Consider the following 11,970-nt stretch of genomic DNA (forward strand, 5'->3'; position numbering starts at 1 on the left):
ACTACATATGCCTTGCCCATGATGCGCCACGTTCTTTGGCATAGACATCATAGGGTAAAGCGAGAATATTAAAGTTGGAGGGCATTTCATCATTGGGGAATACTCTCCATTCCTTAGGGCAATGCTGGGCTAATTTTAGGGAAAGAGTTTTAACCAAACGTTTGCCTTCATTGATTTCTGTGTGCCCTTTATGTATATAGAGATGAAGATGTCCGGGTGTTTTAGAGCAAAAGGCGGTAAAGTTTAAAAACCCTTCTTCGCGCAAAAGAAGCTGGGCGCGATGATAAAATCTATCTGGATTGCGTCCATTATAGTCAAATACAATATTTTCTACCTTTGTGCCATTTGCTAAAAGGAGAGAGTGGGCAACCACAAGTTCTTTGCGAAAGTGCTTGTTGATTAGCATAGAGGTAAGCATAGCATTTACCCTTTCATATTTGTCATAGAGGATCCTCCCCATATGTGTTACTTTTATCCCCAATCCATTAACACGCTTATAGTAGTGTGATGTATCCATTTTTATAAGCTTGAGATCCATTTCCGTCACGACTTGACCCTCCTAAAAAATTGGTCGCTCATAGATTTTAAAATCCTTAACAAAATCTTTGATTTGCATTTTAACTTTAGCTTGTAAGTCAGTATTGCCAATATCATCAAGTATATCTGCAATTTTTTGAGCAATCCATTCAAATTCCTTTTCTTTCATACCTCTTGCAGTGAGGGCAGGCGAGCCGATTCGAATACCGCTTGTTACAAAAGGTGAGCGAATTTCACCGGGAACGGTGTTTTTATTAACGGTGATTCCAGCATTACCTAAGGCTAAATCTGCGTCCTTTCCACTAAAGCTATTTTCTAAGAAGCTCATAAGCACAAGGTGGTTATCACTTCCGCCGCTTACAAGGTTATAGCCTCTTTGGATAAGGATTTTTGCAAGGGCTTGGATATTTGCCTTGACTTGCTTGGCGTAGCTTTTCCACTCTGGTTTGAGATTTTCTTTGAATCCTACTGCCTTAGCGGCAATTACATGCATAAGGGGACCACCCTGCATACCGGGGAATACAGCTTTATTGATTTTGCTACTTAGTTCTTCGTTGTTTGTGAGTATTATACCGCCTCTTGGTCCGCGTAAGGTCTTGTGTGTGGTTGTTGTAACAATATCGCAATATGGGAATGGATTAGGATATTCTCCAGCGACTACAAGCCCAGCTACGTGGGCAATATCTCCCATAAGATATGCCCCTACAGAATCTGCAATTTCACGCAGTCTTTTAAAATCAAGCTCTCTTGTGTAGGCAGAAAAGCCACACACAAGGATATTTGGCTTGACTACTTGTGCTTGGAGGGCGAGTTTATCATAGTCAATATATCCATTAAGCTCTACGCCATAAAAGAAGCTTTGATAGATTTGCCCTGAAACGCTCACTTTCGCTCCATGTGTAAGATGCCCTCCATGGCTTAAATCCATACCTAATATTTTGTCATATGGCTTTAAGAGGGCGGCATAAACTGCTGCATTTGCTTGTGAGCCTGAATGCGGCTGCACATTTGCAAAACCCGCTCCAAAAAGCTTTTTTGCTCTTTGAATGGCAATTTCTTCAATTTGATCGACAAACTCGCAACCGCCATAATAACGTTTGAAAGGATAACCCTCAGCATATTTGTTTGTTAAAATGCTCCCCATAGCTTCCATAACGCTAGGAAATGTAAAATTTTCACTCGCTATCATCTCTAAATGTTCATTTTGACGTTGTAATTCTTTTTGTATGAGTTCAAATATTTCATTGTCTTGGTCTTTTATTAAATAATTCATTTGCCCTCCTTGTGTGTTTGAGCGTCTCTTTGAGTGTCTTTAGGGGGTATTATATCAAAGTTTGTTTGAGTTGGCTTTAATGCGGGGAAGAAAATTACATCTTTAATAGTCTTTGCATTGCATAAAAGCATAATTAGGCGGTCAATACCTATCCCCTCGCCTGCGGTTGGCGGCATACCATGAGCTAGTGCCCATACATAGTCTTCATCCATATATTGTGCTTCTTCATCACCTGCGTCTTTTGCCCTCACTTGCTCTTTAAAACGTTCGAATTGATCTAAGGGGTCGTTTAGCTCGCTAAAACCATTGGCAATTTCTTTCCCACCGATAAAAAGCTCAAATCTATCTGCGATATTAGAATCTACATCATTTCGCCTTGCAAGCGGGCTAATGTCAATGGGATATTGTGTTACAAAAGTGGGGTTGATAAGTTTGTGCTCGACATATTCATCAAAAGCCTCGCCTAAAAGCTTCCCATGGCTCATAGAATCATCTACCTTTAAGTGATGTTTTTGCAGATAAGCTAGAAGTGCTTTTGGGTCATCAAGGAGGCTTTCATCTAAGCCCCCTATTTGTATCAGTGCCTCTTTATAGCTAATAATGCTCCATTGCATAAAGTCAATGCTATGCTCATCATAAGAGAGGATATGGGGAATGTGAAGGCTCTCAAAAATATAGGCAAAAAGCTCTTTTGTAAGTTCAATAAGATCTTGGTAGGTTTTATATGCCCAATAAAATTCAATCATACTAAATTCAGGATTATGCGAGTGGTCCATACCTTCATTGCGGAAGTTACGATTAAGCTCAAAGATCGCTTCAAAGCCTCCAACAATAAGTCGTTTCAAGTAAAGTTCAGGGGCAATGCGTAAATACCTATCTACATTTAGCGCATTATGATGGGTGATAAAAGGTCTTGCATTCGCCCCCCCGGGTATGGGGTGTAGCATAGGAGTTTCTACTTCTAAAAAGCCCTTTTTTTCAAAGAAATGTCGCACACAGGAGATAATTTGACTACGCATTCTAAAAAGCTCTTTGACTTCTTCATTGACAATGAGATCCACATAACGTTGGCGGTAACGCAATTCTACATCGCTTAGCCCGTGGAATTTTTCAGGCAGGGGTACGATACTTTTACTGAGTATCTTAAAAGAGCGGGCATGTATGCTTAATTCGCCCGTTTTGGTTACAAACGCATAACCTTGTACATTGATAATATCTCCCACTTCAAGGATTTTTTTGATTTGAGAAAAGTCATCGCCAATATCATCTTTTGATACATAGGCTTGGAGGATAGCACTTTGGTCTTGAATCTTAATAAAACACGCCTTGCCCATAAGGCGGATAAACCTCACACGTCCTACGATACTCTCACTTTGGCTTTCATTTTGACTCTGTGGTTTTTCATTATCTGCAGGTGTTGTATTAGCAGTAGATTCGCTGAGTGTTTTAAGATGCTGATATTTTTCTAAAAAACTCTTATTGTCTAATGTACGTGTGAGTGTATTGGTATAGGGATTAAGATTTAGCTCCCGCATAAGTTGCATTTTTTTAATGCGTTGTTGAATGTAAAAGTTTGAAAACATGTGCCCTCTTTTATCGATTATAAAGTCTGTGAATCTTCATTTGTTTCTTTAGGCTCTTCTTGCATATTTTGCTGTATATTCTTTATGCTATTGTGAAGTTCCATATTATTAAGATTGTCTTTGACTTCTTGAACTTGCTCAAGATTCATTATATGTATGGCAAGTTTTTTCATCACAGGGAAGATAGAGCTATTGCGTTCGATATTTTGTGAGAAGTCTTTAAGCCAGCCAATTTTTGTAATGCCAAAAACAATTAAAGAAATTAATAAAAATGCCTTTGCAAACCCAAAGACTAAGCCCAAAGCGCCATCGAGCACACCTAGCGGCGTGAATTTAAGCATACGAAAAAGGCATTCCCCCACAAGAAGGAAAGCTGACCAAATAAGTATGATGAGGATAAGAAAGCCTACAAGGGCGTTGATTTCTGCAGAGTTGAGATTATAGATATTGTGGGCAAACCATTCACCGACATTCATATAATACCTTGAGGCAAAGAATATCCCAAGGGCAATGCCTAATAGGCTTGACAATCCTCGTATAATGCCTTGCCAAATGCCTTTAATGGCAAGTAAAACAAGTAAAGCTAAAATGCCTATATCAATATAGCTTAGTGAATCCATAGTGTATCCTTAAAATCAGTCTCTGCCCTTGCTTTTGCTTTCATTATGAAGTCAAAAATACGAATATCTGCGGGATTTAGAGTGGTATATTAAACGATTTTACATTATTTTGCAAGGGTTTAGCTTATTTTTTGCTAAGGTGTTTTATAATGCACGCTTTTACTCTTAAGGGAAGCAGAGAGCCAAATTTAAGGATTAGGGTCAAATGAGTGTTGTTAAGACATTAAGCAGGCAAATAAAGGATTTTAGCGAGCTTGTGAGCTTTGAGCATACGATTTTTTCAAGCAGTTTTATTCTTATTGCTATGGTTGTGGCAAGTATGCAGGTGTATGGGATTCCATGGTGTGGTTGGGAGAAGTTTATACTTTGTATTCTTGCTCTTGTGAGTGCGCGGAATTTCGCCATGGGCTTTAATCGATTCAAAGATAGGGATATTGATATAAATAATGCCCGCACAAACAAACGTCCGAGCGTAGATGGGCGCATTAAGCTTAGTGCGCTTGTGTTGTTTAATGTATGTAATGCTGGTATTTTTGTGCTTGTTTCATATTATATTAATATGCTAGCTTTTAGTCTAAGCGTGCCATTTTTGTTGATTTTGGCATTTTATTCTTATACCAAACGTTTTAGTGCCTTAGCGCATTGGGTGCTTGGTGTGTGTTTGGGTTTAGCTCCTATTGCGGGCGTTATTGCCATAATGGGTGAAATCCCCTTGTGGAGTGTCTTTCTCTCCTGTGGTGTGCTATTTTGGGTAGCGGGCTTTGATTTATTATATTCAATACAAGATATAGAATTTGACAAAGCCAATCATCTCCATTCTATCCCTGCGTATTTTGGCATAGAGAAAACGTTGTGGATTTCTCGTTTCTGCCATATATGTGCTATAGGCTTTTGGAGTGCTTTTGTGTATCAAGCCCACTTAGGTGTGCTTGCTTATATAGGCTTAGGTATATCAGCTTTAATGCTTTGCTATGAGCAGTATCTTGTAAGCGTGCATATAAAGCATATCCCTAAGGCATTTTTTGTTACCAATGGGTATTTGGGCATTATCTTTTTTTGCTCTATTTTGTTTGATTCTCTAAGGGCTGTGTATGGAGATTAGAGACATACTTATGCAGCATGGGGTGCAAACGCGTATAGTGCCTTGCGAGCTTGAGATAGCCTTTTGTGCGCTTAATGCAGAAAATGAGCAAGCTTGTAAAAAAGAATATCTTTCCCTCTCTCAACATCGCTATGGCTCTATCGCGCAGTGGTTAAATAAAAATAAATCTCGTATAGAAGATACTGATGAAGTATTATTAGAGTTACTTATGGAGCTTTATCATAAGGTAGAGCATATTGAGCAAATTTTGCTTGATAAGGGCACGCAATATCTCCCCTTGCCTGCAGAGGGGGTGGCGGATTTTGTCGGGCATGGGGTTGTGTGTATGCCACAAGATGTGTTTGAAAATGGGCAAAAATATTATTTACGCATATTTTTACCTATTTTTCCGCAACGTTATATAGGAGTCTTTGCTCATGCTATAAGTCCTAAAATAGTGCTATTTAGGCAGATTCACCATAAAGATCAAGTGGATTTTGATAGTTTTGTGGTGCAAATGGAACGTGTGATGATTTTAGATTCTAAGACTTCAATAAAGGAGTAGAGTATGTTTGGCATATCAATGGGCAGCATGGGTATGATTTTTTCTCTTATATCTATAGGAATAGTGTGCTTTATCGCTTTTTTGACCTATACCCGCAGCCTTGATTTAGCAAAAAGAATAAGACGTTTTGAAAAGGGTATGGAGGATATTAATAATGAAATTTTTAAAATCCATAAATGGATAAAAGATAATGAACTTGAAAATCAATTAAGCAATACCGCCTTAAACACAAAGATTAAGACCCAAAGTATTGATGCGGTTAATAATGCCCTTGTAGATGTATATAGGCAAGTAGAGATTCTCGAAGCACAAGTGAATAAAGACTGGGACTATATTGAAGAAAGGTTTGTCCTCCTTGAGGGGAAAATACGCGAATTTGGCTTTTATCCTACTTCTGCTGGTAATATTGATCAAAAGCGCATTGTGAGTATGTTTCATGATGGCTGGAGTATTGATGCGATTGCAAAAGAAATGCGTTTAAGCAAGGGTGAAGTGGAATTCACCCTCAAGCTCGCTGATATTAAAGAATAGGAAAGATTCTTTTTGTAATATAACGAACTTTAAGTTGAAGGAGAGGATATGAAATATGCAAAACGTATAGAGTTGTTGCAAGAATCTACCACTATTGCCATAAGTAGCCTTGCGCGTGAGCTAAGTGCTGCGGGGGAAGATATTTTGAGCTTTTCAGCAGGGGAGCCGGACTTTGACACACCTGAAGTGATTAAAAATGAAGCCATTAGGGCATTAAAAAGTGGCTTTACCAAATATACAGCCGTAGCGGGCATACCAGAGCTTAGGGAGGCAATCCGTGAAAAGCTCTTACGTGAGAATGGCATAGCCTATCAAAGCAATGAGATTATTGTAAGCAATGGCGCGAAACATTCGTTATTTAATGTGTTTCAAGCATTGGTAGATGATGGTGATGAGGTGATTATACCCTCCCCATATTGGGTTACGTATCCTGAGCTTGTAACTTTTAGTGGCGGGAAACCTATAATCGTGCAAACTACGCAGGCAAATAATTTTAAAATCACAGCAAAGCAACTTCGCGAGGCTATTACCCCTAGGACAAAGATTTTTGTTCTTAACACTCCCTCTAATCCCACAGGTATGGTCTATACCAAAGAAGAGTTGGAATCTTTAGCAGAAGTACTCAAGGGCACAGATATATGGGTTATTAGTGATGAAATGTATGAAAAGCTCGTATATGGAGTGAAGTTTTTCTCCGCAGCAGCTATTAGTGAGGATATGCTGCAGCGCACGATTACCATTAATGGCTTAAGTAAGTCTGTGGCTATGACAGGCTGGCGTATAGGCTATCTTGCGTGTAAAGATAAAAAGCTTGTGAAATTAATGGATAATTTTCAAAGTCAATGCACTTCTAATATCAACTCAATTACTCAAAAAGCTTCAGTGGTAGCGCTTATGGGTGAAGCGGATAATGATATTGAAGATATGCGCATTGCATTTGAAGAACGTATGAATTATGCAAGTGAAGCCATTAATAATATTCAAAATCTCACCACTCTTAAGCCTCAAGGGGCTTTTTATTTGTTTATTAATATTTCCGCCCTGCCTCATTATGGAGCAGATTCTATGAATTTTTGTAAAGCTTTGCTTAAGGAGCAAGGTGTGGCTTTAGTGCCCGGGTCTGCCTTTGGTATGGAGGGATTTGTGCGACTATCCTTTGCTTGTAGTTTAGAGCAGCTTGAAGAGGGTATTGCACGTATTGGGCGATTTGTGGCTTCATTGAAATAATCAAGGCTTCCTATTGCATTCTATTGTTAAGACAAGCGCCTTCGTGGTGATACTTTGTGTGCTTCTTATATGGTGCGCCATTACAGATAATTCCCCTCGCACAAGGCAAGGCTTGGGCTATCTTGGCACAGATACGCTCATCGTGCATAACTTTCAAAGCTCACCCACTGCCCTTATGCCTACTGCTCCTTATTATGAAGAAATTATCTATTTTGATATACCAAATAATGAAGATTCTGCCCATGCAAGCAGTATTGTGGATATAAGCCAAGTCAGTGATAAGCATTTAATGCTGCTGTATTTTGCAGGGAGCAGAGAGGGGGCAAGAGATGTTGGGATTTATCAGAGTTTTTTTAGCTTTGATGAGTTGGATATAGGCTTAAATGCTTCCCCAAATACCGCTTGGAGTGAGCCTAAACGTATTTTAGACGCTCCTTTGCTTTCTCATTTGAGTGGAAAGTTTATTAAAAAGTTAGGGAATCCTGTGAGTTTTGTGGATACAAAAGGGAGGGTTCATCTTTTTGTAGTGGGCGTAAGTATGGGAGGTTGGGCTACAAGCAAGATTTATCATCTGCTTTTTGAGCAAGAGCATTTAAGGAGCTTACATTATATACAAGAGCTGCATTTAAGCCCGTTTTTAAATCTCTCTCATCTTGTGCGCACGCCTCCTGTGCTTAAAGATAATGGCGGATTTATCCTGCCAATCTACCATGAGCTTGCACGCAAATATCCGCTACTCCTTGATTTTAGTGAAAATTTAAAACTAGATTCTATTATTTTACCTACCTCTCTTACTTCACAACTTCAGCCAAGCTTTGTTTCCATTGATAAAAATAGCATTTTTGGCGTTTATAGAAATCACAAATCACTTAATAATGTCCTTTACACAAGTGAATGTGGGGGGTCGTGCCTAAGGGCAAAAGCAAGCAATTTGTTTAACTATGATGCTTCATCAGTGCTATTTAATGCCCTAGATTCTGTATTTTTACTCCATAATCAAAGCCAGCGAGCAGAGGGCAACAAACGAGAGGAGCTATGGCTCTATGTGCTTTTAAATGTAGAAGATTCTCATCAGGTGCATTTTAGAGCGCTTTTTATGCTTGATGGCTTGCTTGGTAATGAAGTCTCTTACCCGAGTGTTACCTTAAGCGGGGAGTTTGCGTGCGTTGCCTATACGTATGGGCGTAAATATATTCGTGTAGCTTTTGTGCCTAAAGTTATGCTAAGTAAAGCTTTGAGCACGTTATGATTGGCGTTTTTATTGCTATAAATATCATCGCACTTTGTGGAGTGATGTATGTTACAAGTTATCTTATCTCTTCATTTTATGGGAGTATGTTTATAGCCTGTGTATGGATTCTAGCCTTTAATGCCCCCTTTAGCCAATGGAGTGCTTGTGAATATTTCTACGCACTTTTTGACGCCCCAAGCTTTGCTTTAAGCGCGATAAGTTTGTGCTATCTTTTGCGTTTTTTTGCCCTTTTATGGCTAAAAAATGAGAGAAAATCAAGGAGATTCTATCCCAGACTTACATATTTAACTACATATTTATGTGCTTTGCATATTTTCCCTAAGCCACTTTGGTATATTTATGTGCTTTGTGGCATTGCCCTTTATGGTGGGTTTTTGGGCTATGAAATAGTTGATGTATATCGCCTAGATTTTAAGACTAAACTTTTCATACTTGGTTTTTTAAGCCTCTTTATGTTTAGCCTTTGCCCATTAAGTGGGGTTTTGCTGATTTGCTGTATAATTGCCTATCAATTGCGCCTTTTTGGAAATATGGATATTTTTAATTATTGTATCGACCCATTTTTATTCTTTGGCTGCATTTTTGCGCTTTTTAAGCACCTATTCTTAAGACTATATTATGGAGGAATGAATGAAAAAAAAGTGGCTTGAGAGATTACTTATCCAATCAATATATTTTACTTTATTTTTATTTGTTTTGTTTTTTGTAATGAGATTGTGTTTTATCCTATCGGGCTTATATCATGGCTATATAGGTGAAGTAAAGGGTATGGGGGAGTATTTTAAAACTTTGATAAATGGCATACGTTATGACGGCAAGCCTATAGCATTTTTTAGCATTTTGTATTTTGTGCTGGGTGTGGTGTTTTTTTGGAGGGATTTGCGTTATTTTGTGCTGGGGATTTATGCCCTTCTTGTTGTGCTTTTAGTTACTTTTGTGGGTCTTTCTGAGATGGTGTTTTATGAGATTTTTGATGATGTGTTTAATGCCAATCTTTTGGGATTATTTTTTGATGATCAAAAAGCCATTTTTCACACAGGCATTAGCGGGCAATATGGCATTAGCTTTAAGGTTATTGCTTGGATTGTCTTAGCCTTTGGCTTTATGTGGATTTATATTAAGATTTCTAATTCTCTCTCGCGTAAATATGGAGATGATCCGCTTAGCTCGATACGTTCGCGCTTATCTAAAAGAGATTCCTCACTTGGGGCTTTAGTGCTTTTTTGTGTATTTGTGGTGCTGATGATTTTATGTATAAACTCTGCCTTTAGCTTTAGGGCTGCGAATTTAAACCAAGTCATAAAGCCTGTTGAAAATAACTTCTTGCGTAAGGCAAGCACAGGTGGCTTTAGGAATCTCTATCTTGTATATCGCGATTATGCCAAAATCTCAAACTCCAAATTTAGCGACTATACTTCCCAAAGTCCCTTAGAAGTGGTGAGAGAGTATTTTGACCTAGAGGGGCAAGAAGAGCAATATAACCTTAAAGACCTCCTTGCAAAAAGGGTTTATAATATGACTGGTGCAAAGATTGACCATGTATTTTATATCATCGCAGAGGGTTTGAGTGAATGGCATTTTGATAAAGATTTTGATGAAATTGGCTTGACTTCTGGGCTTAAGTCATTATTGCAAGATAATCATGGAGCGAAGATTGGAGTATTTTTACAAAATGGAAGTAGGATTATTGATAGCGTAGATGTCCAGCTTACAGGGCTCTTTCAAACAGAGATTCCGCTTAATTCTATGCTGGGGACATTACCTGCTTTTATCACTGCTCCTGCTGTGATTATGAAACATTTAGGCTATAAAAATAACTTTTATTATGGAGGGAGCGGTATTTGGCAGAAGCTTGACCAATATAGCACTTCACAGGGCTTTGAGAAAATCTATTACAACACCCAAATTGTTGATAATGCTAAGCTTAATGGCTATCCTCTTCCCTATGAGGGTTTATGGGGAGCTTATGATCATCATCTTTTTTCGCTTGTTAGGGATAATGTCTTTAAAGAACGTAGTCAGCCAAGCTTTAATATGATTCTTACCACTTCTAATCACCCCCCTTATGATGTGCCATTAGAGCAGTTTTATGTCCCTCTTAATGAGATTACACGCTTTTTTAGCGAGCATAGTGAATATAAGGTAAAAAATGCGCGATTGATAGGGCATATCTGGTATGAAGATAAGGTAATAGCACAATTTATCCATGAGGTATCTCGTATATTGCCTAATTCTTTGTTTGTAATCACAGGCGATCACTACGATAGGGAGTATCCTAAGGCGGATGGAAGCCTTAAGGCAAGTAATGCCGTTCCGCTGATATTTTATTCTCCTGCATTAGAGATAAAGAAAATTGCCAATATCGGCTCACATATTGATATTACACCTAGTATATTGCAGCTTGTAGCACCTAATGAATATGTGTATCATAGCTTTGGCACTCCACTTGTGAGCAATGATAATGTCGCATTGAGTGAAAAAAATAGCGCACTTGGATATTCTATAATCGCCACAGATAGGTTTGTTTATGGTAAAGATGGGCATATAGAGTATTTTCATGATGGCATAGCACAAAATGATGATAAAGAGCTCGCCCAAGCGCTCTATAAGCGGCTTAAGCAGGCTGTGGCATTGAGCTGGTGGATAGCTAAGAATGGCTATGAGGTAAGGGATTAGCATAAGTAAAGGGGAAATGAGTTTGTCATGTCTATAGCGAAGCGAAGAATCTCCGTGGGCTTTCTGTGAAGCATTGCTTTTTGGATTAGGAGTAAAGGCTGGATTCATTGTCATTCTGAGGCTTTGTAAAAGCCGAAGAATCTCTCTTAGAATTGCTAGAAACTCTGCCACTATTGTCATTCTGAGCCTCCTTTAGGAGGCGAAGAATCTCTTTTATATACTAGAGACTTTCTTTTAGAGTCACTAAAAGTGCGACTAGTGATTCGGGTAGAGATTCTTCGGTTGGGCTACGCCCGCCCTCAGAATGACAAACTAATTTCCATTGCAGGTGTTTATTATGTGTGGGTTTCCCTTGCGGGTAGCTAAGTTTGTCATTCCAAGCGTTATGGAGAATCGCTTCGCAAAGCCACTAGACAATCCCAATCCTATTATCAGCTCTAGCGGGAGGGCGTGAGAGCGAAGCGAAGCATTGCTTTTTGGATTTTTAGTAAATGCTGTTAGTTTGTCATTCTGAGGGAGCGTAGCGACCGAAGAATCTCTACCCGAATCACTAGTCGCACTTTTTGGTGTTTTTGAAAGCAATTCTTTGTCCTTTATTGGGAGTAAAGACATGACAAAGTGGTAA

The 11,970-nt window shown here is 38.9% G+C and carries 12 protein-coding genes; 7 read left to right on the forward strand and 5 right to left on the reverse strand.

Annotated features, from left to right (window positions below):
- Position 1: 1 nt before the first annotated feature.
- Genes CQA63_RS08290 through CQA63_RS08305 form a run of 4 tightly spaced genes read right to left on the reverse strand, consistent with a single transcriptional unit; the run spans position 2 to position 4,013 of the window.
- On the reverse strand, positions 2-547 hold the full coding sequence (locus CQA63_RS08290) for a DUF1882 domain-containing protein (RefSeq protein ID WP_104700485.1): 546 nt from the start codon (positions 545-547) through the stop codon (positions 2-4).
- Between the two features lie 12 nt (positions 548-559).
- Positions 560-1,810 (reverse strand): serine hydroxymethyltransferase, encoded by a 1,251-nt coding sequence (locus CQA63_RS08295; RefSeq protein WP_104700486.1) that lies wholly within the window; start codon positions 1,808-1,810, stop codon positions 560-562.
- Entirely contained in the window at positions 1,807-3,393 is a 1,587-nt protein-coding gene (lysS, locus tag CQA63_RS08300; protein ID WP_104700487.1) for a lysine--tRNA ligase, read from the reverse strand. Before lysS ends, CQA63_RS08295 begins: the two co-directional genes overlap by 4 nt.
- 17 nt (positions 3,394-3,410) lie before the next feature.
- Positions 3,411-4,013 (reverse strand): CvpA family protein, encoded by a 603-nt coding sequence (locus tag CQA63_RS08305; protein ID WP_104700488.1) that lies wholly within the window; start codon positions 4,011-4,013, stop codon positions 3,411-3,413.
- Between the two features lie 205 nt (positions 4,014-4,218).
- Between CQA63_RS08305 and mqnP the strand changes: the two genes are divergently transcribed.
- From mqnP to CQA63_RS08340, 7 genes are read left to right on the forward strand one after another with little or no spacing between them, the layout of a single operon-like run.
- Complete coding sequence (mqnP, locus tag CQA63_RS08310) at positions 4,219-5,115, forward strand: menaquinone biosynthesis prenyltransferase MqnP (protein ID WP_104700489.1); 897 nt, start codon at positions 4,219-4,221, stop codon at positions 5,113-5,115.
- The gene (locus CQA63_RS08315) at positions 5,105-5,659 is read left to right on the forward strand and encodes a hypothetical protein (protein ID WP_104700490.1); all 555 of its coding nucleotides are present in this window, start codon (positions 5,105-5,107) and stop codon (positions 5,657-5,659) included. Before mqnP ends, CQA63_RS08315 begins: the two co-directional genes overlap by 11 nt.
- Positions 5,660-5,662: 3 nt before the next feature.
- Positions 5,663-6,190, forward strand: coding sequence for a hypothetical protein (locus tag CQA63_RS08320; protein WP_104700491.1), 528 nt, complete (start codon positions 5,663-5,665; stop codon positions 6,188-6,190).
- 48 nt (positions 6,191-6,238) lie between these two features.
- Positions 6,239-7,417: a pyridoxal phosphate-dependent aminotransferase gene (locus CQA63_RS08325; protein WP_104700492.1), complete on the forward strand. Its 1,179-nt coding sequence runs from the start codon at positions 6,239-6,241 to the stop codon at positions 7,415-7,417.
- A gap of 13 nt (positions 7,418-7,430) precedes the next feature.
- Positions 7,431-8,666, forward strand: coding sequence for a sialidase family protein (locus CQA63_RS08330; protein WP_233706661.1), 1,236 nt, complete (start codon positions 7,431-7,433; stop codon positions 8,664-8,666).
- Positions 8,663-9,319: a hypothetical protein gene (locus tag CQA63_RS08335; protein ID WP_104700493.1), complete on the forward strand. Its 657-nt coding sequence runs from the start codon at positions 8,663-8,665 to the stop codon at positions 9,317-9,319. Before CQA63_RS08330 ends, CQA63_RS08335 begins: the two co-directional genes overlap by 4 nt.
- On the forward strand, positions 9,300-11,345 hold the full coding sequence (locus CQA63_RS08340) for an LTA synthase family protein (RefSeq protein WP_233706662.1): 2,046 nt from the start codon (positions 9,300-9,302) through the stop codon (positions 11,343-11,345). The genes CQA63_RS08335 and CQA63_RS08340 overlap by 20 nt, the downstream gene beginning before the upstream one ends.
- Before the next feature lie 312 nt (positions 11,346-11,657).
- Here CQA63_RS08340 and CQA63_RS08345 read toward each other — a convergent pair.
- A partial coding sequence (locus CQA63_RS08345; protein WP_211305738.1) for a hypothetical protein occupies positions 11,658-11,970 on the reverse strand: 313 nt, incomplete at its 5' end.

Origin of the sequence: Helicobacter marmotae (assembly GCF_003364255.1) — a bacterium.
Classification (GTDB): Bacteria; Campylobacterota; Campylobacteria; order Campylobacterales; family Helicobacteraceae; genus Helicobacter_C; species Helicobacter_C marmotae.

Bases quoted from the DNA above. Each gene is read 5' to 3' on its own strand.
- CQA63_RS08295 (WP_104700486.1), bottom strand. From the start codon at position 1,810: ATGAATTATTTAATAAAAGACCAAGACAATGAAATATTTGAACTCATA.
- lysS (WP_104700487.1), bottom strand. From the start codon at position 3,393: ATGTTTTCAAACTTTTACATTCAACAACGCATTAAAAAAATGCAACTT.
- CQA63_RS08305 (WP_104700488.1), bottom strand. From the start codon at position 4,013: ATGGATTCACTAAGCTATATTGATATAGGCATTTTAGCTTTACTTGTT.
- mqnP (WP_104700489.1), top strand. From the start codon at position 4,219: ATGAGTGTTGTTAAGACATTAAGCAGGCAAATAAAGGATTTTAGCGAG.
- CQA63_RS08315 (WP_104700490.1), top strand. From the start codon at position 5,105: ATGGAGATTAGAGACATACTTATGCAGCATGGGGTGCAAACGCGTATA.
- CQA63_RS08320 (WP_104700491.1), top strand. From the start codon at position 5,663: ATGTTTGGCATATCAATGGGCAGCATGGGTATGATTTTTTCTCTTATA.
- CQA63_RS08325 (WP_104700492.1), top strand. From the start codon at position 6,239: ATGAAATATGCAAAACGTATAGAGTTGTTGCAAGAATCTACCACTATT.
- CQA63_RS08335 (WP_104700493.1), top strand. From the start codon at position 8,663: ATGATTGGCGTTTTTATTGCTATAAATATCATCGCACTTTGTGGAGTG.
- CQA63_RS08340 (WP_233706662.1), top strand. From the start codon at position 9,300: ATGAAAAAAAAGTGGCTTGAGAGATTACTTATCCAATCAATATATTTT.